This is a genomic window from Paenibacillus uliginis N3/975, assembly GCF_900177425.1.
Taxonomy (GTDB): domain Bacteria; phylum Bacillota; class Bacilli; order Paenibacillales; family Paenibacillaceae; genus Paenibacillus_AQ; species Paenibacillus_AQ uliginis.
In genome coordinates this window covers 4,151,578-4,172,864 of sequence record NZ_LT840184.1, presented here as the reverse complement: position 1 = coordinate 4,172,864, position 21,287 = coordinate 4,151,578, and the positions used below count along the sequence as shown (strand labels likewise).

The 21,287-nt window shown below is 46.2% G+C and carries 19 protein-coding genes; 12 read left to right on the top strand and 7 right to left on the bottom strand.

What is annotated here, in order from left to right; translation table 11 throughout:
- Positions 1-50: 50 nt before the first annotated feature.
- Complete coding sequence (locus B9N86_RS19795; RefSeq protein ID WP_208914847.1) at positions 51-674, bottom strand: DUF1054 domain-containing protein; 624 nt, start codon at positions 672-674, stop codon at positions 51-53.
- 369 nt (positions 675-1,043) lie between these two features.
- Here B9N86_RS19795 and B9N86_RS19790 point away from each other — a divergent pair, with 369 nt between their 5' ends.
- Together B9N86_RS19790 and gndA are read left to right on the top strand one after the other, a co-directional pair.
- Positions 1,044-1,640: a hypothetical protein gene (locus B9N86_RS19790; RefSeq protein WP_208914846.1), complete on the top strand. Its 597-nt coding sequence runs from the start codon at positions 1,044-1,046 to the stop codon at positions 1,638-1,640.
- 196 nt (positions 1,641-1,836) lie between these two features.
- Entirely contained in the window at positions 1,837-3,246 is a 1,410-nt protein-coding gene (gene gndA, locus B9N86_RS19785) for an NADP-dependent phosphogluconate dehydrogenase (protein WP_208914845.1), read from the top strand.
- Here gndA and B9N86_RS19780 read toward each other — a convergent pair.
- Positions 3,230-3,538: a hypothetical protein gene (locus B9N86_RS19780; protein ID WP_244562770.1), complete on the bottom strand. Its 309-nt coding sequence runs from the start codon at positions 3,536-3,538 to the stop codon at positions 3,230-3,232. The genes gndA and B9N86_RS19780 overlap by 17 nt on opposite strands.
- Positions 3,539-3,718: 180 nt before the next feature.
- Between B9N86_RS19780 and B9N86_RS19775 the strand changes: the two genes are divergently transcribed.
- Positions 3,719-4,252, top strand: a complete 534-nt coding sequence (locus tag B9N86_RS19775; RefSeq protein WP_208914844.1) for a shikimate kinase — start codon at positions 3,719-3,721, stop codon at positions 4,250-4,252.
- A 90-nt stretch (positions 4,253-4,342) separates the two neighbouring features.
- Here B9N86_RS19775 and B9N86_RS19770 read toward each other — a convergent pair whose 3' ends face one another.
- Positions 4,343-4,651 carry a rhodanese-like domain-containing protein gene (locus B9N86_RS19770; RefSeq protein WP_208914843.1) on the bottom strand — a complete coding sequence of 103 codons (309 nt, stop codon included), beginning with the start codon at positions 4,649-4,651 and terminating at the stop codon, positions 4,343-4,345.
- A 144-nt stretch (positions 4,652-4,795) separates the two neighbouring features.
- On the opposite strand from B9N86_RS19770, the gene aroA reads away from it, so the two are divergent.
- The 4 genes from aroA (at position 4,796) to ptsP (ending at position 10,330) form a co-directional block, all read left to right on the top strand.
- Entirely contained in the window at positions 4,796-6,088 is a 1,293-nt protein-coding gene (aroA, locus tag B9N86_RS19765; RefSeq protein ID WP_208914842.1) for a 3-phosphoshikimate 1-carboxyvinyltransferase, read from the top strand.
- A 52-nt stretch (positions 6,089-6,140) separates the two neighbouring features.
- The gene (locus B9N86_RS19760; RefSeq protein ID WP_208914841.1) at positions 6,141-6,563 is read left to right on the top strand and encodes a CoA-binding protein; all 423 of its coding nucleotides are present in this window, start codon (positions 6,141-6,143) and stop codon (positions 6,561-6,563) included.
- A gap of 123 nt (positions 6,564-6,686) precedes the next feature.
- On the top strand, positions 6,687-8,570 hold the full coding sequence (locus B9N86_RS19755; protein ID WP_208914840.1) for a glucose PTS transporter subunit IIA: 1,884 nt from the start codon (positions 6,687-6,689) through the stop codon (positions 8,568-8,570).
- Complete coding sequence (gene ptsP, locus B9N86_RS19750; RefSeq protein WP_208914839.1) at positions 8,567-10,330, top strand: phosphoenolpyruvate--protein phosphotransferase; 1,764 nt, start codon at positions 8,567-8,569, stop codon at positions 10,328-10,330. The genes B9N86_RS19755 and ptsP overlap by 4 nt, the downstream gene beginning before the upstream one ends.
- Before the next feature lie 162 nt (positions 10,331-10,492).
- On the opposite strand, the gene B9N86_RS19745 is transcribed toward ptsP, so the two are convergent.
- Positions 10,493-11,026 carry a type 1 glutamine amidotransferase domain-containing protein gene (locus B9N86_RS19745; RefSeq protein WP_208914838.1) on the bottom strand — a complete coding sequence of 178 codons (534 nt, stop codon included), beginning with the start codon at positions 11,024-11,026 and terminating at the stop codon, positions 10,493-10,495.
- 423 nt (positions 11,027-11,449) lie between these two features.
- On the opposite strand from B9N86_RS19745, the gene B9N86_RS19740 reads away from it, so the two are divergent.
- From B9N86_RS19740 to B9N86_RS19725, 4 genes are all read left to right on the top strand, one after another.
- Positions 11,450-11,773, top strand: a complete 324-nt coding sequence (locus tag B9N86_RS19740; protein ID WP_244562769.1) for a hypothetical protein — start codon at positions 11,450-11,452, stop codon at positions 11,771-11,773.
- A 94-nt stretch (positions 11,774-11,867) separates the two neighbouring features.
- Positions 11,868-12,215, top strand: coding sequence for a bacillithiol system redox-active protein YtxJ (ytxJ, locus tag B9N86_RS19735; protein ID WP_208914836.1), 348 nt, complete (start codon positions 11,868-11,870; stop codon positions 12,213-12,215).
- 106 nt (positions 12,216-12,321) lie between these two features.
- Complete coding sequence (gene ccpA / locus B9N86_RS19730) at positions 12,322-13,332, top strand: catabolite control protein A (RefSeq protein WP_208920556.1); 1,011 nt, start codon at positions 12,322-12,324, stop codon at positions 13,330-13,332.
- Positions 13,333-13,491: 159 nt separating this feature from the next.
- Positions 13,492-14,193 (top strand): 5'-methylthioadenosine/adenosylhomocysteine nucleosidase, encoded by a 702-nt coding sequence (locus tag B9N86_RS19725; RefSeq protein ID WP_208914835.1) that lies wholly within the window; start codon positions 13,492-13,494, stop codon positions 14,191-14,193.
- A gap of 97 nt (positions 14,194-14,290) precedes the next feature.
- Here the strand turns inward: B9N86_RS19725 and B9N86_RS19720 are convergent, their stop codons facing one another.
- On the bottom strand, positions 14,291-14,923 hold the full coding sequence (locus B9N86_RS19720) for a GNAT family N-acetyltransferase (RefSeq protein ID WP_208914834.1): 633 nt from the start codon (positions 14,921-14,923) through the stop codon (positions 14,291-14,293).
- Positions 14,924-15,204: 281 nt separating this feature from the next.
- Between B9N86_RS19720 and acsA the strand changes: the two genes are divergently transcribed.
- A complete protein-coding gene (gene acsA / locus B9N86_RS19715; protein ID WP_208914833.1) occupies positions 15,205-16,929 on the top strand; it encodes an acetate--CoA ligase in 1,725 nt (574 codons plus the stop codon).
- Between the two features lie 255 nt (positions 16,930-17,184).
- On the opposite strand, the gene B9N86_RS19710 is transcribed toward acsA, so the two are convergent.
- Together B9N86_RS19710 and rpsD are read right to left on the bottom strand one after the other, a co-directional pair.
- Positions 17,185-20,256 (bottom strand): transglycosylase domain-containing protein, encoded by a 3,072-nt coding sequence (locus B9N86_RS19710; protein WP_208914832.1) that lies wholly within the window; start codon positions 20,254-20,256, stop codon positions 17,185-17,187.
- A 361-nt stretch (positions 20,257-20,617) separates the two neighbouring features.
- Positions 20,618-21,217: a 30S ribosomal protein S4 gene (gene rpsD, locus B9N86_RS19705; RefSeq protein WP_208914831.1), complete on the bottom strand. Its 600-nt coding sequence runs from the start codon at positions 21,215-21,217 to the stop codon at positions 20,618-20,620.
- Positions 21,218-21,287: the final 70 nt, after the last annotated feature.

Below are 21,287 nucleotides of genomic sequence, written 5' to 3'. Positions count from 1 at the left end.
TTTGCTCGCATAATGCGAATGAAGGCTATATTTTTTTAAAACCCAAAAATTTAAAATGCCATCCGGTACAGTGGTAGCAGAGTCTCAAAGGTATCCTGAATGGTTTCGACCAGCTTGTCACCTTCAATGCTTGCAGCTTCCTCTCGAGGAATGCGAAGGCCACACATAACTTCGGCTTTTTTCACCTGTTTCAGTTTGTTGATGAGAACGCCGAAGCTTTCTTTGCTCATGTCGGCATGTGGTGTGCCATCAGGGTTCATATGATCCGTTGACCAGTAATATGACTTGGGTAGCTTGGAATTGATTTTGGATAACTGCTTTTCAAGGTTGCCAGCGAACACGGTTTTGTTCGGACTTTCATATATAATCGCAAAAATGATGAACAGATGCGATTCGAACATGCCAACCTCGAAATGGGGAAGGGCCTTGTAACCGCGTTTGTTGGCTGCCCAGGCAACCCAAGTATCAATAGGCGGATTGACGGTACGGCGCGCGTGTTTGGCAACATGGACGAACATTTCTTCACCGCATAAGGCGGATATGTATGGAGCAATCTCTGCGCCAAGCGTCTCCAGCTTCGGACGGACACGTTCAATCAACACTTCCATACGGTTTTCCAGACCTGGAACAAGGAATACATCGAAATCGTCTGCGGTAAATCCCGTGAAATTCATATATAAACAGCCTCCCTGTATCTAGTTATAACGTGTGCTTGTGGACAACCCACGAGACCCTTTGTTGAGGCGGACCGGGCAATAACCGGACATAAGCCGGAGTATAAGGTTTGGGCCCCTTTTTTGAAATATAAGAAAGTATAAATTTCATGTTACATGCTTGACTTATATTTCTCGAAGAAACGCCGCCATCCTTTATAATGGACGCCGAAGGCGTTTCTTCTTGGAGGGTAAAAATAGTCAATAAACCAAGTTACCGTTACATAAGATGAAGTATAAGATATAGATAAGACAACGTCAAAGCAATCCATCGGGGCAAAACATCTCAGCCGCGTAAGATAGGAGAAGGAGTACCGGGGAGGGAGTGCCGTGAATAAGAGCGAGGAAGTGGAGTACTGCAATCTGGAACTCCGGTTTGACCGCCGGCATATCCAGGACTTGATTAAGGAACTGATCCAGGAAGGGTATTCGCTTTATTGGAGTGAGAACGAGGCCCAATTCGTTATTTCGATCAGGACGGGTCGAAAGCTTGTGAAACTGCGCTTCCAACGTACGGGCAGCGGCTATAAACTGGTCGGTGATTATATGATCAGGGATCCGAAGCTTGCGGAGTGGATGGAGAAGTTGATCGAGAACACGCGCGGTCATGCGGTCGTTAAACGGTTTAAAGACCGGCAGATTTTGATTGAAAATATTTTGTTTGGCGAAGTTATCCGGCTTGTAGAGATCTCAGGCTATCGGCAGCGTGTGCTCTACCAGAAAGGAACGCCAATGACGGAGCAAGAGATGGTTCGTCTGTTCGAATCGAAGGAAGGGGAACGCCGATTGCTGCTGTGCAAGCTGGAGACCGATGACGAGCTGGAGAAACTGCACGAGGCGATACAAGCGGGAAATGTAAGCGCCGCTGACGACTGCAAAAAAAGACTTCAGGAGCTTTCTCTGGAATTGTTTCGTCTTGAATGGTAACAGGATTCTTGCACAAACTAAAAAGCACGAACAACACCTCAAGCATCCAGGGGTGTTTTCGCGCGACCTGTTTTCGTAGAAGGGGTTCACTTCTCTGCGGAAAAACGTTAATATAAGTGTATTGTTACTTATCTCTCATTTTGACAATATGGGATGAAATGTACAAATATATTGGAGTAAAGGATGGAGAAACCAGATGGCAAAACAACAAATTGGTGTGATTGGCCTTGCTGTAATGGGTAAAAATTTGGCTCTTAACATCGAGAGCAAAGGCTTCACCGTATCCGTATATAATCGCTCTCCGCAAAAGACAGAGGATTTGCTGAAGGAAGCGGAAGGAAAAAACCTTACTGGAACCTTTTCCATCGAGGAATTTGTGAAGTCGCTTGAAACTCCGCGCAAAATTCTAATCATGGTTCAAGCTGGACAAGCTACTGATGGTACGATTGAGCAGCTTCTGCCTCATCTGGACCAAGGTGACATTATTATCGACGGAGGTAATGCTTACTTCCCGGATACCGTTCGCCGTAGCAAAGAGCTTGAAGCCAAAGGCTTCCGTTTCATCGGTGCCGGTGTATCAGGCGGAGAAGAAGGAGCGCTTAAAGGGCCTTCCATCATGCCTGGCGGACAAAAGAGTGCATATGAACTGGTTCAACCGATCTTAACGGCGATTTCTGCTAAAATAAACGAAGAACCTTGCTGTACATATATCGGCCCGGATGGTGCTGGGCATTATGTAAAAATGGTCCACAACGGCATTGAGTACGGCGACATGCAGCTGATTTGCGAAGCCTACCATCTCCTTAAGGATGTGCTGGGACTGGATGCCAAAGAACTGCATGCTATTTTCTCGGAATGGAACAAAGGCGAGCTCGACAGCTACCTGATTGAAATCACTGCTGATATCTTCTCGAAATACGATGAAGAGACTGGTAAACCGATGGTTGAAGTCATCCTGGATACCGCTGGTCAAAAAGGTACTGGTAAATGGACAAGCCAAAGTTCCTTGGATCTAGGCGTTCCATTGTCGATGATTACCGAATCCGTATTTTCCCGCTTCCTGTCAGCTATGAAAGAAGAGCGTGTGGAAGCAAGCAAAATTTTGAACGGTCCAAAAACGGAAAGCTTCTCTGGCGACAAAGCGGAATTTATCGAAAATGTCCGCAAAGCGCTGTTCGCGAGCAAAATCGTGTCCTACGCTCAAGGCTTTGCACAGCTTCGCGTAGCTTCCGATGAATACAACTGGGATCTTCAATTCGGAGAACTGGCTAAAATTTGGCGTGGTGGTTGCATCATCCGTTCCCGTTTCCTGCAAAATATCACCGACGCATACAATAATAATCCTGAACTGAAAAACTTGCTCTTGGATCCATTCTTTAAAGAGATCATTGAAAATTATCAGGATGCATGGCGTAAGGTCATCACTTCCGCTGTGACTTTGGGAATTCCGGTACCAGGCTTCGCAAGTGCGCTGGCATATTACGACAGCTACCGTACAGCGAATCTTCCAGCCAACCTGCTTCAGGCGCAGCGTGACTACTTCGGAGCGCATACCTTTAAACGTGTGGATAAAGAAGGCGTATTCCACTTCAACTGGATGGATTAATATCGGTTAGTCCATGCACGATATCCAATAGACAAGCGCGAATGTTGTCATTATCGGCATGAAAGTGCGCTTTACTGTTGAGCAGTAGCATAGCTGCCTCACAGTAACTGTTGAAGCTTTGCAATAACCGTGGCTTTGAGAGGTCCAGCAGCGCTGGGTCTTTCGAAGCCACTTTTTTTTGCACGTAGTGCAGGACCCATATAATGTCCTCACGACAGAGAGGATGCGTAGGGTCCAAAATCTGGCTGAGTCTCTTTGGTGGTTCCGGTCGGGTGAAATGGTCGTAAGACATAGTCTTGATATCACTCCTGACAATCTTAATCTTTGAAATGGGTATTATTATTTTTATGACAAATGGGCAAAACATAGACTCGTAAAATATAAATATATGAAATGCTCTCATCAGGCTAGGTTGCTGGATTGTCCAAACTTTTCGGCCTGTGGTATGATATGAAAAAGTTTAATAGGATGAATGCGTAAATGGGGTGAGGAATTGAATCAAACAGACCGCAATATCATTCTGATCGGTATGATGGGGACGGGGAAGAGCACGGTCGGCCATCTAATATCACAGCAATTGAATTATACCCTCGTTGATCTGGACTCTGAAATTGAGAAGGCGGTGGGTAAGTCGATACCGGCCATGTTTGAGTCTGAAGGGGAACCTTTTTTTCGCAATGCAGAAGCTGATGTATTAGAGAAAGTTCTCGGACGACAAAGACTTGTTATTGCCACTGGTGGAGGAGCTGTACTTCGGAAAGAAAATTGTGAGCTTATGAGCAGCAAAGGCTGGGTTGCAGCGCTTACGGCTGATGAAGCGGCTATCGTCCAGCGTGTCCGGGGAGATGTGGGTCGTCCGCTGCTGGCCGGGAACTTGGTGGAACGAGTACGACAGATTATGAAGGAACGCAAAGAATGTTATCAGTTTGCGGATGTTACCGTGGACACAACGGGAAAATCTGCTCATGAAGTAGCCCTTGATATTTTAATGCATTACCGCGGCTAAGCCTCAAGGATTGTATCCGGCGTATAAGAGGCGGGAAACCATTCCCGCCCAGCTCAGTAGCCACATAATGAGGAGACCCTGTCCGCGGGACTATTCCTCATCCGCATACCACTGGAGCATGCCGCCACTCATATTAACAATATTGTCGATACCCTGATGGCTCAAAAAATTACACACATGTTCGCTGCGTCTGCCGCTGCGGCAGATGAAAATAACTTCGGTGTTCCGGGGGATTTCGTCCAGCCGGCTAGGGATGTCACCCATCGGAATATGCTTGGCGCCGGCAATCATGCCATGCGCAACTTCATCGTCTTCACGCACGTCGATCATGTAAATGTTTTCTCCACTTTGGAGTCTGCTTTTTAATTCGGAAGGTTCAATTTGAGAAATTGGTTTCATTAATGTGACCTCTTTTCTGAAGATTATCGTGCATATAATTATGCCTTTATGATACCGAAGCAGAGAATTACATGTCAATTTTTCCATTTTGTGAAAAGAGAATGAAGATAGAACGATACTTACTAAAAAAGGAGAGAATACATAATGGACGTTATTGTCAGACCGACACCCGAGTTAAAAGGGGAAATTGGAGCCTTGTCTTCCAAAAACTATACCACTCGTTATTTGCTTGTTGCGGCGCTTGCCGAAGGGGAAAGTACGATTTACTATCCGGCCCACAGTGAAGATAGCGATGCGATGAGACGCTGCATTCAGGACCTCGGAGCAACGCTGGTTGAAGATGACGAGAAGGCGGTTATTACTGGCTTTGGACGCTCTCCGAAAAATGTGAAAGAACTGAATGTTGGAAATGCAGGAGCCGTACTCCGGTTTTTGATGGGAATTACTGTATTGTCCAAGGAAGTTACATTTGTAAATACTTATCCGGATTCACTTGGCAAACGTCCCCATGATGACCTCATCGACGCACTTGGTCAGCTAGGGGTTGAGGTGGATCACAACAATGGACGGCTGCCGATTACAATCCGTGGTGGCCAGCCGAAAGGCGGAAATATTTCGGTTTCGGGTTCGGTCAGTTCCCAGTACCTCAGCGCGCTACTGTTCGTTACGCCGTTGCTAGCGGAAGACAGTGAAATTACGGTTACAGGTGATCTGAAGTCTAAGGTCGTGATCGGCCAGACGCTTGAAGTACTTGAACAGGCAGGCATCGTCATTCATGCAACTGATGACTATATGCATTTCCGTGTTCCGGGAGGTCAGAGCTATCAAGCTAAAACATATACCGTGCAGGGAGACTATCCTGGGTCGGCAGCCGTTCTTGCCGCTGCTGCGGTTACACAATCGGATGTGACGATTCGAAATCTGTCCGAGGACAGCAAACAGGGTGAACGAGCGATTATCGATGTGCTGAAGATGATGCAGACTCCTCTGACACATGAGAATGGGGATGTTCGTGTACAAGGAAACGGCAAACTGCAGGCGCTGGAATTTGACGGGGATACGGCAACGGATGCCGTTCTGGCCATGGTTGCTGCCGCAGTGTTCGCGGAAGGGACTTCCCGTTTCTATAACGTGGAGAATCTTCGCTATAAGGAATGTGACCGGATTACGGATTATTTGAACGAACTTCGCAAAGCAGGAGCAAATGTTGAGGAAAAGCAGGCCGAAATCATCGTTCACGGTCGTCCGGAAGGTGTGGAAGGCGGCGTAGAAATTAATGCGCATTATGATCATCGGGTTATTATGGCTCTGACCGTAGTTGGACTTCGTTCTGAGAAACCCTTGCTCATTAAGGACGCGCACCATGTTGCTAAGTCATATCCTCAATACTTCGATCATTTAAAAGCGCTTGGCGCCGATGTGGAATGGGTAAAATAGATTAGCGGTATAAAGAAATCTTCGGGAAACTCCGGAAAGGTAGGTATTCAAGATGGCGTTTGAGAATCCTTCACGTGAACAAATAGCAGACATTTTACGGAATGCTGGCAACATTGCGGTCGTTGGTTTGTCAGACCGAACGGACCGTACGTCATACATGGTCTCGCAGGCAATGCAAAACCGAGGCTATCGCATTATCCCTGTGAATCCAAAAGCGTCCGAAATTCTGGGTGAGAAGTGTTACGCATCACTTCAGGACATCCCTGAGCCGGTTGATATTGTGAATGTGTTCAGAAGAAGTGAATACTGTGCTGACGTGGCGCGTGAGGCAGCTGAGATCGGTGCTAAGGTATTATGGCTTCAGCAAGGTGTGGTTAGTAGCGAGGCTGCAGCAATTGCGGATGAGCACGGTATGATCGCGATCATGGATCGGTGTATAAAGGTAGAGGATTCCATCGCATTGAGGGGAAAATAATCATTCATGACTAAAGTGTTAGGCAGGTCCCAGCATTGGGGCTTGTCCTTTTTTTCATAGGCCATATCTTTTGACAAAATCCAGATCAGCGCTTACCATCTAGAATAGAAAGGAGGGCTCGCCTTGAACTGGTTGGGATCATTACAGCAATTGGGCAGAGCAGTCATGCTCCCTACTATGGCTCTTCCTGCGGCAGCTCTCCTGCTTAGTATAGGGAGTTTGCCATGGGCTTCATGGGGATTTGAAAATTTGGGCGAGATCGCTTCTGCGGCCGGCCACGGTGTGTTCTATTATATGCCCTATTTATTCGCGATCGGAGTCGCTTGGGGACTGTCTAATCAGGGAGGTCCTGCGGGATTAGCGGCGCTGGCAGGTATGTTCATCTATGCTCAGGTCACCTCGATCGCCGGTGACGGAAGCGTTCAGCCATCAACCTTGATCGGTATCATATTCGGAATTGTTTCGAGTATAGTTTACAACCGTTTTAAACATATAAAGCTTCCGGAGGCGATACAATTTTTCGGAGGCTCTCGTTTTGTTCTGCTCACTATGGGATTTTTCTCCGCCCTTTTTGCCTGGGGAATGATAAGTGTTGCCCCATTCATACAGAGGGGGTTTGAAGCCTTTTATACGCTGACCGTACATATGGGTGGATTCGGATTGTTTTTATACGGGATTTTGTACCGGGTTCTGACGGCTTTTGGGCTTCACCATATATTAAACAATGTTTACTGGTTTCAGCTTGGTACATATGAAACAGCGGACGGCACGATCGTTCAAGGTGATCTGCCCCGATTTTTTGCAGGTGACCCGACAGCGGGGGATTTTATGGCCGGATTGTTTCCGATCATGATGTTCGCCCTGCCTGCTATTGCATTCGCAATTATTGGGGAAGCACGGGAGGATCTGAAACCAAAGGTCAAAAAGACGTTTATGCGTTCGGCTCTCGTATGTTTTTTGACAGGGGTATCAGAGCAGATAGAGTTCGCCTTTTTGTTTGCTTCACCATATTTGTATGTCCTGCACGCGTTGATGGCCGGGTTTGCCATGGTTTTGACGTATACATTTGATATTCATCATGGCTTTTCGTATTCCGCAGGGTTTATCGATTTTGTGATCAACTATCATCTGTCCCAAAATGCGTGGATACTCATTCCGATTGGTATTGCCTACGGATTAATTTATTATTTTCTATTCAGGTGGGCGATCCGCAGGTTCGGGATTCCAACACCGGGACGTGAGGAAGGCTCTGCGCTGGAAGGATGGGCCGGGAATATCCCATATCAGGCTCCGCTAATTTTGGATGCGCTGGGTGGTAAGGACAATATCGTACAGGTAGAATCCTGTATGACTCGGTTAAGGTTGACCGTATACAACGATCGTCAGATTGATACAAACGCACTTAAGCTTCTCGGTTCGGCAGGCATTATTAAGCTGGGCGGCGGCAACGTGCAGGTTGTATTCGGTACGTATTCCGAGCTGATCCGCGAGGAGATCAACAAGCTGATGCAGCGGGATCTGCCACGGGTATTGTTCAGTGCTCCAGTCCAAGGCCGGATGCTGCCTATTGAGGAAGTGCCGGATGATATTTTTGCAGCCAAGCTAGTGGGCAGCGGTGTGGCCTTTATTCCGGAAAAGGGTGAGTTGGTATCGCCTGTATACGGAACAGTTATGCATATATATCCTACAATGCACGCTATCGGTATTTCCACGCCAGAAGGCTTGGAGGTTCTAATACACATTGGTATCGATACTTCGCAGCTGAAGGGGCCGTTTACGGCCGTCGTAAGCGAAGGAGACGCGGTGGAGCCAGGACAATTACTGGTAAAATTTGATCTTGGTTATCTAAAGACACACGCGGCCTCACTTGCAACACCAATGGTTATTACGAATCCGGATAAAGTAAGGTCATGGAGTTTTGCACCGTTCAAATCGGTCAAAAAAGGGCAATCATCGGTCATGTCAGTTGTATTAAATGAAAGTAACGCTGGGGGTAGAGAATCATGATTCAAGGCATTGGCGCAGCAGCGGGCGTTGCGTTCGGCAAGGCGTTTGTGCTTCCTCATTGGGAGCTTGATCTGCCAGATTCTGAAATCGACGCCGTCGATTTGGCCAAAGAGTTCGAGCGCCTTTATGAAGGCATACGGACCTCCAAGGATGAAATTGAATATATCAAGAACGAATTCAAAGAAATGGTGGGGGATGAAGAGTCGCATATTTTTGATGCACACCTCGCTATTTTGGAGGATCCGGTGTTCATGAATGAAATTCAGGGTCTGATTGAGCGTCAATACAAAGCGGCCGAAGTTGCTGTAAAGGAAGCTATTGACCATTTTGTATCGATGTTCGATCTGCTCGATGATGAATATATGAAAGAGCGGGCGCTTGATATCAAGGATGTCGGAAACCGTCTTCTCAAACATTTGCTTGGTGCGCCTGAAGTGACACTGCCGTCGGATACACAGCCATATATTCTGGTGGCTAAGGAGCTGTCTCCGTCGCAGCTTGCTCACCTCAACCCATCTCACGTTTTGGGCATTGTGACAATGGCGGGTGGGAAAACTTCCCATTCTGCTATTATGGCCAGAGCAATCGGGATTCCGCTTGTGTCTGGCATTGAGAACCGTTTGGAGAAGCCGATCCAGACAGGAGAGTTCCTTGTGCTGGACGGAGATGAGGGGCATCTGTACATTAATCCCAATCAGATGATACTGGACCGCTACAAGGCGATCCGGGATGAGCAGCGAAAGAAGAAGGAACAGCTTCAGCTGCTCTCGACTGTGGAGGCTGTTACAAAGGATGGTTCATATTTCCACCTCGCAGCGAACATGAACTCTTTGAAGGAACTGGATATGGCCTTGGGAAATGGTGCTGAGGGCGTAGGCTTGTTCCGCACAGAATTTCTTTACATGGACCGAAGCACATTCCCTACGGAAAATGAACAGTTCGAGGTATACCGACAGGTTGCTGAAAAAGCAGGGGATTCATCTGTCGTTATCCGAACACTCGATATCGGCGGCGATAAGCAGTTGGATTATTTTTCATTGCCTGAGGAAGAAAACCCAGTGCTTGGATATCGCGCGATCCGGATCAGTCTGGATCGGACGGAGTTGTTCCAGACGCAGCTGACCGCCATTTTAAGAGCCAGCAGCTACGGAAATGTTAAGATTATGTATCCGATGATCTCTTCCGTTGATGAGATACACCAAGCTAATGAAATTCTTAAACGCTCCATGGCCGATCTTGACCGTCGTGGCATTTCCTATAATCCACACATCAAGGTTGGCATCATGATTGAAGTGCCGGCTGCGGTGACCATTGCCGATCTCCTTGCTGAGGAGAGTGACTTTTTCAGTATTGGAACGAACGATTTAGTGCAGTATGTACTGGCGGTGGATCGTATGAACGAGCAGATTGCTCATATGTACCATCCGTTCCACCCGGCGGTGCTGCGTATGCTTCGGTCTACTGTAGAGGCCGCCAAGCAAGCTGGAATACCTGTCAGTGTATGTGGAGAACTCGCTGGCGATGAACGTGCAGTTCCACTCTGGCTTAAGCTCGGAGTGCAGGACCTGAGTATGTCTCCGCTTTCTTTGCTTAAGGTAAAGCACCGTGTTCTTAATACGAATTCGGAGGAGGCCAAGAAGGAGGCGACAGCCTGTTTCAAGCTTCGTACGAGTGCTGAGGTTGAAGAACGTCTTACCAATTTCGCGGAACGGAACAGTTTTTTAACCGATGGTAACGGTAAGGATATTTCGGCTTCGTAATGGTGCTTTTAGTCTAACTCTGAATATATTGTGATCGTTTTTTGGATAGGACAAGCCTTCTCCAAACCAGATAAAATTGAACAAAGCCGTCACGGATGAGATTGAACTCAGTCGTAGACGGCTTTTTCGTTAGAAGCATATATTCAGGTTACAAAAATAGTCTTAATATTGTTGCCCGCCTGCCAGTGCATCGCAAAACGCTTTGCCGTAAGGAGGGAGATCCGGAGGACGCCGTGCAGATATAATGTGCCCGTCGGTGACTACCGCTTCATCTATCCAGACAGCCCCTCCGTTTTCCATGTCATCACGGATTCCGGGTGTGGAAGTGACGGTGACGCCGTTTAAAATTTTGGCTGAAATCAGCACCCATCCTGCATGACATATTTGCCCGATAGGCTTTTTATCCTCGTGCATTTCACGTACGAATTGAAGTACTTTGTCATAACGGCGAAGTTTATCGGGCGCCCATCCACCCGGCACGAGAATTCCATCATAATCTTTGCTGTCAAGCTCATCAAACGAATATTCTGCAGTGGCTGGAACACCGTACTTGCCGATATAAGTTTTCCCTTTCTCCAGCCCGGCCAGATGAACTTCAGCACCTTCCTCACGAACCCGGTAAACGGGATACCATAATTCCAAATCCTCAAACTCTTCGTCAACAAGAGCAATTACTTTTTTACCAGTTAGTCTCATAGGTACAGAGCTCCTTTCGGTGAACAAATCCCGGCATGATCTAATAAATCTAAAATAATCCGCTGCCGAATAAGTTTATTGTAACAAAAAGTTTACGAGGATTCATTCTTTCGCCATATTTAAAACATTTAGATACATAAATGGTAATAAAAGCATCATCACAAATTTGAAGAGATCTCTGATATGATAGTCAAATAGGACTATTCATATCGAAGAGTAATATTTTTTTGTAATCGATTGAAAGACCCAGAATTCAGATTAACTAGACATTATGATATAGGATTTGAGGTGGCCCATTTGTTGAAGCTTTGCAACTGCGGACAAATTATGAGAATGGAACTGAGAAAGTTAGTATATGCACGAAAGGCATGCATCTGTCATGTCCCTGTTTATGCTTGTCAGAATTGTTCAACATATGAACTCATGCCTCTGGTAAAGCCGGATTTGCTGGACTACATAAACTCGCTGGGAGATGTAAAGAGCCAAACCTGGGTTTCATTTGCTGATATTTATGAACCCGTATCTGTGTTGCGGGAAGTATTGTCGTCATCCAGTGATTCACTCCAGGAATTTCAGCAGCGTTACAAGGCTGCGTTTGAAGATCGCGTTAATATGCTGCTTGATCTTTACCGCTTTGCTAAAATGAAGGATGACTCGGTATGGATGGATGAAATCATGACCCGTCTTGAGAAGGTAAATGCTTTTTTACAGTTAAAAATGGAAAATTCAGATTTTTGTGCAAGTTAATCGACATATTTTGTCGAGGTTGTTGGATTTTTCACGAACATTTTGTTAGGATATAAGTTAGGAACTTCAATACAATGAAGGGAATGTATATCCTATGGCGACTATGACCAAAATGACTACAAACGAACAATTGCGTACAGCGCTGGAATCAACTCACCAGAAGGCGCTGCTACTGTTCAAGCACAGCACACGATGTCCCATCAGCGTCAGAGCTTACGAGGAAGTGACTGCTTATCTGCAGAATCATCCGAACGAACAGATAGACTACGCTATGATTGATGTGGTGGCTGATCGTCCGGTTTCGAATGAAGCCGCGGACGTTTTAAGCGTTAAGCATGAATCGCCGCAAGTTATTGTTATAAGGCAAGGAGCGCCGGTCTGGCATACATCCCATTCCCATATTACGGCTGAAGCGCTGAGAGGCAAATTGGACAGCCTGTAAGGCTGTGTCATTGCACAAAGCAGTAATTTGTCGTATCATAAATTTAATTGGCTTTTGAACGTATGTTTGAATGAAAGAAAATTTATTGGCAATGGAGAGAAGGAATTTGACGGTAACCATTTACGATGTGGCGCGTGAAGCAGGCGTTTCGATGGCGACGGTATCGCGGGTTGTCAACAATAACCCCAACGTTAAGCCTCAAACCCGGAAGAAAGTTTATGAAGCAATAGAGCGTTTGGGATATCGTCCTAATGCGGTAGCCAGAGGTCTGGCTAGCAAGAAGACAACAACCGTCGGCGTTGTAATCCCAGACATTTCGAACTCTATTTTTGCTGAAATTGCTCGGGGTATCGAAGATATCGCCAACATGTACCATTACAATATCATTTTGTGTAACGCCGACAAGCGGAAGGAAAAAGAAATTCGTGTTATCAATACGTTGCTTGAGAAGCAGGTGGACGGGCTCTTGTTCATGGGCGGAACCGTGACGGACGAGCACATCCAGGCATTCCAGACCTCGGCAGTGCCGATTGTTCTCTGTGCTACTCGTGATGAGAAAGGCTCATACCCTTCGGTTGATATCGATCACGAGCAAGCTGCTTTTGATGCAGTGAGTACTCTGATTCGACATGGACACCGCGAGATTGCAATGATCAGTGGTACTCTGCAGGATCCAGCTAATGGCTATGCCCGTTTTCACGGTTATAAGAAGGCACTTGAGGCAGCTGGTATTGAATACCAAGAAGATCTCGTGCGTATCGGTAATTACCGTTATGAATCTGGTGTAGAAGCTATGAAGTATTTCTTGGGCCTGAAGAAGAAACCGACGGCTATATTTGCGGCAACGGATGAAATGGCCATCGGAGCGATTCATAGCATTCAAGATGAAGGCTATAAAGTTCCGGATGATTTCTCAATCATTAGTGTCGACAACATTCGTATGGCGTCCATGGTTCGTCCGCAGCTGACAACAGTTGCCCAGCCGATGTACGATTTGGGAGCCGTGGCAATGCGCTTGCTTACTAAATTGATGAAAAAAGAAAACGTGGAAAATTCTCGTGTTATTTTACCGCATGAGACGATTCTTCGTCTTTCCGTTAGTCATGTAAACGAGTAGTTGTTCATGTTTAACATACAAATGTATATTTGTTGAAAAAAGCTCCTTCAGGGAGCTTTTTTCTAGTGTTTGAAATTTGAAGTCTTTGTACGGCTTACGTCCTGGAAATTAGAGTGCGTATATGCTGGTATATGAAAGAGTGGAGGGGCATAAAGAATTATGACAACTTCTATAATTGGTCTGATTGGTGCGATGGACGAAGAGATTGAGCTGCTTTTGGCTCAAATGGATAGTAGTGAAAAAGTGTCGAAAGCAGGAGTGAATTACGTAGCTGGCACATTGCAAGGGAGAAAAGTAGTGGTATGTAAGTCAGGTGTAGGTAAGGTAAATGCCGCAGTGACGACTCAAATATTGATCGATTATTTCGGTGTATCCCAAGTGTTGTTTACGGGTGTGGCGGGCGCGCTTGATCCAAGATTGAATATTGGGGATATTGTCATTTCTTCTTCCTGCATGCAGCATGATATGGATGTGACGCCTCTTGGTTATGAACGGGGTGTGATACCATACCAGAGCATTTCTGATTTTCTAGCAGATGAGCACCTGATCAGCCTCGCTGAGACCGCTTGTAAGGAGCTTGCAGCGGAAGGTTACCTTGTGGGGAAGGTATTATCTGGAGATCAATTTATCGCCAGCAGAGACACTGTACAAACGCTGTATGAGCAGCTGAACGGTGCCTGTGCGGAGATGGAGGGATCTGCTGTAGCTCAGGTCTGCCATATGAATGGTGTGCCTTACGTCGTTATTCGTTCTATGTCGGATAAAGCTGACGGATCCGCACATGTTAATTTTGCAGAATTCACCGTTAAAGCTTCCCAGCGATCTCATTCTATTGTCAGTCATATATTAAATCATCTGTAAAATATAAAGTTTTGCATTTCATATATTCATGTTGAAACGGCGCTGCCATCCATAAAAGGATGGCAGCGCCGTTTCCATTAAGTATATCTAAATTTAATCAATACATAAACCGTTGCTGGAATCGTATTCGGTCAAACTGTTCTTGCGAGGATAGAGGTACCTGTTTACCGATCTTCACCATGAGACAGTTCGCCGGATGGGAACAAATTTCCGGATCATCGGTAGCATACCATTCCATCTCTACGACTTTCATCAGCCGTTCCATCATTTTACGGTAATCCCATACGTTCAGGCCGCTTCCTTTGAGATCCCAATGCCAGTAATATTCAGTTGTAAATACGATATACTGCTCCATTTGTCCGTCTTCAAAAGCAGTCTGAATCATTTTTTGGCCTAGTCCTAATGAACGGTAATCATTCGCTACTTCAATAGCTCCGAGCTCGATCAAATCTTCCATTTTTCCTTGGGACCATCGCTCTTGTTCATCAGCATAGTGAAAGGTCACATATCCGACAATGGTTTCTCCGTCGCGGGTAATAATAATTCTTCCTTCAGGCAGTTCTGCTATTTCAATCAGCGCTTCATGCTGTTCCGCAGGACGGCGAAAGGCATTGAGATCAGGGTGCATCGTCAGCTCTGAGATACGCTGGGGCGGTACTGGGCCTTCAATAATCAGGCGGCGGTCTTCAGGAAACAAGAGATGAGACTTGTACAGCTTGCAGTGTTCCATCCGGTACGCTCCTTTCAAGTACATAACCTACTTATAGCAAAAAAATAAAAAAATGAAAAGCAATGACAGGAATTCCTAACCTATGATATAATCACTTCGACATAAAACCTTCACAATTATATCATTGACTTTCGAGTTTTCTCTCGAAAATCTTAGGTCAATGCACGATGACTTGAGCCTCAAGATGACCTGCCGTTTGTGAATTCTATAGTTACATTCATATCATTTGTAAGCGCTGTCCACAAGTAGGGGAACGATTTAAGAATGAGGAGGATGCAATCATGAATCAAACGCATAGCGAAGTACTGCCTAGTGAAGTATCTAGTTCGAACATGAACAAATACGAGCAATCGGTCGCCCAGTTTTCCTGGGATGAGATCGAACGCCATTTCACTTGGTATGAGACAGGGAAAGTCAACATGGCTTATGAAGCAATTGACCGGCATGTAGCCGAAGGACGGGGAGAGAAGACAGCGCTGCTGTATAGTGACGCATCGCGTGATGAAGCCATCTCCTTCGCCCAATTGAAGGAGCAGTCCGATAAATTCGGAAATATTCTCCGTAAATACGGAATAGGAAAAGGCGAGAGAGTTTTCATCTTTATGCCGCGCTCACCTGAGCTTTATGTCAGCTTGCTTGGTATTTTGAAGGTAGGGGCTGTGGTTGGCCCATTGTTCGAAGCGTTCATGGAAACAGCTGTTAAGGACCGGCTGGAGGATAGCGGTGCCGTAGCACTCGTTACGACCCCTGCTCTGTTGTCTCGTGTGAAACGAGATGAGCTGCCGGAATTGAAGCATATATTCGTTGTCGGCGAGAATACGCCGGAGGACGAGGGAATTATCGATTTTTTCAGTGCAATGGAAGGTGCTTCGTCTGATCTGGAGATCGAATGGCTGGATCGAGAAGACGGATTGATCATGCATTATACATCTGGTTCGACAGGCAGACCTAAAGGCGTGTATCATGTGCAGAATGCTATGATTCAGCACTACTACACAGGTAAGGTCGTTCTGGATCTGCGAGAAGATGATATTTACTGGTGTACTGCGGACCCGGGCTGGGTTACCGGAACATCTTACGGTATTTTTGCGCCTTGGCTCAATGGGGCAACGAATGTTATTCGAGGCGGTCGTTTCAGTCCCCAGGACTGGTATGGAACGCTTGCGAAGTATAAGGTAACGATATGGTACAGTGCTCCCACCGCATTTCGCATGCTGATGGGTGCAGGCTCTGATTTGATCTCCCAGTACGACCTGAGCAATCTGCGTCATGTGTTGTCTGTAGGAGAGCCTCTGAACCCTGAGGTGGTGCGCTGGGGCTATAAAGCTTACAAGCAGCGTATTCATGATACATGGTGGATGACGGAGACTGGAGCACAATTGATTTGTAACTATCCGAGCATGGCGATTAAGCCTGGATCCATGGGCCGACCGCTGCCGGGTATAACCGCAGCCATTCTCGATGATCAAGGACGAGAGGTGGCGCCATACACGATGGGCAACCTCGCAATCAAAACAACATGGCCGTCCATGATGAGACAGGTCTGGAACAATCCTGCTAAATATGAGGAATATTTCAGAATTCCGGGCTGGTACGTTTCCGGTGACTCTGCTTACATGGACGAAGAAGGATATTTCTGGTTCCAGGGCCGGATTGATGATGTCATTAATTCTTCCGGTGAGCGGATCGGGCCTTTTGAGGTGGAGAGCAAGCTGGTAGAGCACCCTGCGGTCGCAGAAGCAGGTGTTATCGGTAAGCCTGACGTAACAAGAGGCGAGATCATCAAGGCCTTTATCTCGCTCCGTGAAGGTTATGAGCCTACACAGGAGCTCAAGGACGAGATTTACCGCTTTGTGAAGGAAGGATTGTCAGCGCATGCTGCCCCGCGGGAAATCGAATTTAAAGATAAATTGCCAAAGACCCGTTCCGGTAAAATCATGCGCCGTGTTCTGAAGGCATGGGAGCTGGATCTGCCAACAGGCGATCTGTCGACGATTGAGGATTAATTACTTAAATGAAAGAGCAGTCGCTTGAGTCTTACACGACTCAAGCGACTGCTCTTTATTTTTCAAGAGATAAGAAAGTGTAAACATCGGAGTAAATTACGTCTCTCTCGCAAGAAAAACTACCGCTAAGAGCGGTCTGTCTTGTTTGAGTTACGTCGATAGAGGTTTTGCGTATACTTCGTTGAATAATAACAAGGGCCGCCTCTATGAGCAGATATTTCTGCTATAGAGGTGGCCCTTATTGCATAGATTGGTTTAATTTTTTTCGAAAAATACCGTTGGTGAAGCTGAAGATTCTCCAACTGGATTTACAGCTGTAATCCGGAACGTCCCGCTGATTGGGGAACTATTACTGGAGTGGAATTCGTTGGTTTGACTTGTTCCGATTATTTGATAGATCCCGTCATTGTTAGGACTGAAATAGACGTTATACAAGGTTACTCCATCCTCAGAAGGGTTAGCGCTCCAAGTTGCCCGGAATCCGTCAGGTGTAGCCTGGATCGTTGGCTGTCCCGGCTGTTGAGGCATAGAGGTTGGTCCCTGAGGACCAGTGTCAGGAATTTCTTCCGTTCCTTCATCAGGTGTAACGCCGTCAGTTTCATTGCCCAGATCTGGTGTTGGATCTGGATCAGGGACAGGACTGTTTCCAACGATAGCACTTGGCTCAGAGGCTTTTCCTGCGACGTCCACTGCAACAATGTAGTAGGTTACATTTGAGCCCCCAGAAGTGGTAAATTGTTTCGTACCGTCTGCCATAACAACTTGACCTTGGTTCATAAACGGACCGCCATTTGCGGAACGGTACAGTCTGTAGCCAACAACATCAGGTGATCCACTTGGCGAAAAGGTGATAACACCCTTGGAGTAGTTTAAGTTTTTCGGAGGAGTTGGTGCTCTTCCATCATCCACTCTCGGGTCGACCTTAGTCGGCATGCCTTTGTTGGCATCCTCTGGAATGTAGAATTGCAACGACTCATGACCTCCACGCATGACAGCGAATGCAGCTTCAAGCTCCTTGATCAGTTCATCGATCGGCTTTACCCGTTTAATGACGATCTGCTCTTTGAGAAACTCTTCAGGCGTTCCATCTCTAGGAATATAATTAGCGCCTTTATAAGTAATATATTTGGCTTTGGCCAGGCTGTCGTCTCTTTCCGTAGGTACAAACTTTGCATTAAACAGATCCGTAACAAACTTGTCAGTCAGCTCAGTTGGCAGCTTTCCACTGTATGCTGATACGGTTTTGGACACGATACCTTCAGGTTTTTTAAACTCTTTTGTTGGGAACAGGTCAGGTTTAAGGTTGATCGTTTCATTCATGACCTTGGCCCAGATGCTTTGTGCATGGGTTCGTTGAGGTTTATCCAGCGTATTTACGGAATGCTTATAGCCGACCCACACACCCAAAGTAATGTCGGGAGAGTAGCCTAAGAACCAGCTGTCTCCATAGTCTTGGCTTGAACCTGTCTTACCGACTACCGGTACTTTATTGAAGTGCTTATAGTTGTCCCGCACAGTGCTGCCTGATCCGTTGGTTATAACGGTACGCATCATATCGGTCATCAGGTAAGCGGTCTGACTAGAAAATACCTGAACAGGTTTAGTCTCATGTTTATATACAATCTTGCCATTAGAATCCACAATTTTATCGATTAAATAAGCGTCTGTAAATTTCCCTTGGTTACCGATTGCGCTATAGGCATTAGTCAACTCCTCAACAGACGTGCCGTGAGTAAGTCCGCCTATAACACCGGTACCTGCGGCATAGTCCCTTTCCACTAGGGTGGTAATACCGAGTTTTTTAGAGAACTCCAAGGCACTCTCAATGCCGATTACATTGTTGAATAGATTCAGCGCGACGGTGTTCGTTGAGTGGTTCAGCGCTTCTCGCGCGGTCATAAGACCCTTATAGCGCCAGTTTACGTTTTTCGGGATATGATAGCCGTTCGAACCATCCTTCAAAATAACCGGAGAGTCATCCACAATGCTGCCTGGTTGAACCTTACCTGAATCAAGCGCAGGCAAGTAAGCGGCAATCGGTTTCATGGCCGATCCCGGCTGACGGACCATCTGGGTAGCGTAGTTCATCTCTTCTGTTTTAAAATCCCGGCCCTCAATCATACCAAGGATGGCGCCGGTCTTGTTGTTGATCATCATTGCGGCGGTTTGTTCTTTCCCTTTGGTTTCACTGTCGGGAAAGAAGTTGCTGTCATCTTCCGCAATCTTCCGCATCGCACCATAAATTGTGCGGTCTATGGTCGTGTATATTCGATAGCCGCCGGTGCTCAGCTCAGACCGTGCCTCATCCATCAAATCGCCGTTTTCTTTCGTTTGTTCCCCATCGACTTTCGGATTGTTCAGCTCCATAATAATTTTGGAAGCTTGACGTTCAACCTCCATCATCAGATATGGGTAGGTAACATATGCCTTTTGGGTACGTGGAGCAAGAGATTTTTTAATGTCGAAAGCTTTTGCTTCTTTATGCTCGGCCGGAGTGAGTTTACCTTCCTCCAGCATACGATCAAGCACGAGCCCTTGTCGTTTCATAGCACGTTTAAATGACTTCTCATCAAACTCCCCGATACCGTTGAAAGCCGAATAAGCGGAAGGGAGCTGGGGAAGACCTGCTAAATAGGCCGCCTGGGCAATGTTCAGTTTGTTAAGATCGCTAATGTTAAAAATACCTTTAGACGCTGCTTTGATTCCGAACACATTATAGCCGTTTGAACCATTCCCGTAAGGTACTTTGTTCAAGTAGGCCGTTATGATTTGTTCCTTGCTTAAAAAACGTTCCAAGCGGAATGATAGTAAAATTTCTTTCACTTTCCGGTCACTTGTCTTGTCGCGGCTTAAAAAGGCTTGCCTTGCGAGCTGCTGTGTAAGTGTGCTGCCGCCTGTCTGAATAGGCTCATTCAAGAGGCGCTGCTTTACAGCACGGGCAGTGCCCATGAAGTCTACCCCTTTATGTGTATAAAAACGATTATCTTCTATGGATACAACCGCATCAATGACAATTTGGGGAATTTCATCATGTTTTACGGGTCGCCGGTCTTCTTCTGTCCGGAGCTGTCCAATAGGGGAGCCGTCGCCAAAGTAGGCGAAGCCAGTGACGGCGTTATCGTCCATCTTTTGTTCGATGAGAGCTCTTGATCTTACGGGTTCATCTTTAACGATAGAGGTTACGTACCCTAAGACGGATCCTCCGATGAACAGCGTTCCCATCAAACCAATCACAAAGAGCCAGCCCAGTACAGATCCAATTTTTCGTCCAATGGATCTTTTCGGAGGGCGCTTGTTCTCAGGCTCCTGTTTTTTCTCCTCAACCATGAATGTTACTCCTCCTTTTAACGCACCTATTATAGCATAAATTGACGGTTTTGAATCATCATATCGCATCCTGTCGTTCCCATTTTACGGAAGTTTATTTTTTTGGAATTGCTGTATTATAAATAATGGTAAAAGCGCATAACGAAAAAAGCTTAGAAGGACCTCAGTAGAAGGGTAAAAAGATGTTTACAGAGTCGGTGGGGGGGCCATTCGCAGTATTTTTAAAAGTATATTTGACAAAAAAAAGACAGGTGCACCTGAGGAAGCTCTTCCTATCATTTTGGGAGAGAATCCTGGTGTATCTGTCTTTATTGGCAGAGAAAAACCCGGAAGTAAAACCTCCGGGTTTTGTAAATCAATCTTAACGGTTGTAGAATTCGACGATTTGTTTCTCGTCGATATCTTGAGACAATTCGGAACGTTCTGGCAGACGGATGTACTTGCCTTCCATTGCAGTTTCATCGAATTCAAGGTAAGCAGGAAGATGTACGCGGTTAGCCAAAGCATCTTTAATTGCAGAAAGGCCGCGGCTTCTTTCACGAAGACCGATTACGTCGCCTGTGCTAACAGCGAAAGAAGCGATGTCCACTTTTTTGCCGTTTACAGTTACGTGACCATGTGCAACCAGTTGACGAGCACCTGCACGGGAGTTGCTGAAGCCAAGACGATAAACGAGGTTGTCCAGACGGCTCTCAAGCAGGAACATAAAGTTCTCACCGGCGATACCTTTCATGCCTGTTGCTTTATCGAACAGGGTGCGGAATTGTTTCTCACCCAAACCATACATATGGCGCAGTTTTTGCTTTTCTTGAAGCTGCATTCCGTAGTTGCTCATTTTTCTCCGTTGGTTAGGACCATGTTGTCCTGGAGGAAAAGGGCGTTTCAATTCTTTGCCAGTACCGCTGAGGGAGATGCCCACACGACGGCTTAATTTAAATTTAGGACCGGTGTAACGTGCCATGTAATATAGACTCCTTTGTAATTAAGTTTCATTTAGGGCTCTATTTGCGCCGTATTTGTTTATTACTGTC

Bases quoted from the DNA above. Each gene is read 5' to 3' on its own strand.
- B9N86_RS19795 (WP_208914847.1), bottom strand. From the start codon at position 674: ATGAATTTCACGGGATTTACCGCAGACGATTTCGATGTATTCCTTGTT.
- gndA (WP_208914845.1), top strand. From the start codon at position 1,837: ATGGCAAAACAACAAATTGGTGTGATTGGCCTTGCTGTAATGGGTAAA.
- B9N86_RS19780 (WP_244562770.1), bottom strand. From the start codon at position 3,538: ATGTCTTACGACCATTTCACCCGACCGGAACCACCAAAGAGACTCAGC.
- B9N86_RS19775 (WP_208914844.1), top strand. From the start codon at position 3,719: ATGCGTAAATGGGGTGAGGAATTGAATCAAACAGACCGCAATATCATT.
- B9N86_RS19770 (WP_208914843.1), bottom strand. From the start codon at position 4,651: ATGAAACCAATTTCTCAAATTGAACCTTCCGAATTAAAAAGCAGACTC.
- aroA (WP_208914842.1), top strand. From the start codon at position 4,796: ATGGACGTTATTGTCAGACCGACACCCGAGTTAAAAGGGGAAATTGGA.
- B9N86_RS19760 (WP_208914841.1), top strand. From the start codon at position 6,141: ATGGCGTTTGAGAATCCTTCACGTGAACAAATAGCAGACATTTTACGG.
- ptsP (WP_208914839.1), top strand. From the start codon at position 8,567: ATGATTCAAGGCATTGGCGCAGCAGCGGGCGTTGCGTTCGGCAAGGCG.
- B9N86_RS19745 (WP_208914838.1), bottom strand. From the start codon at position 11,026: ATGAGACTAACTGGTAAAAAAGTAATTGCTCTTGTTGACGAAGAGTTT.
- B9N86_RS19740 (WP_244562769.1), top strand. From the start codon at position 11,450: ATGCCTCTGGTAAAGCCGGATTTGCTGGACTACATAAACTCGCTGGGA.
- ytxJ (WP_208914836.1), top strand. From the start codon at position 11,868: ATGGCGACTATGACCAAAATGACTACAAACGAACAATTGCGTACAGCG.
- B9N86_RS19725 (WP_208914835.1), top strand. From the start codon at position 13,492: ATGACAACTTCTATAATTGGTCTGATTGGTGCGATGGACGAAGAGATT.
- B9N86_RS19720 (WP_208914834.1), bottom strand. From the start codon at position 14,923: ATGGAACACTGCAAGCTGTACAAGTCTCATCTCTTGTTTCCTGAAGAC.
- acsA (WP_208914833.1), top strand. From the start codon at position 15,205: ATGAATCAAACGCATAGCGAAGTACTGCCTAGTGAAGTATCTAGTTCG.
- B9N86_RS19710 (WP_208914832.1), bottom strand. From the start codon at position 20,256: ATGGTTGAGGAGAAAAAACAGGAGCCTGAGAACAAGCGCCCTCCGAAA.
- rpsD (WP_208914831.1), bottom strand. From the start codon at position 21,217: ATGGCACGTTACACCGGTCCTAAATTTAAATTAAGCCGTCGTGTGGGC.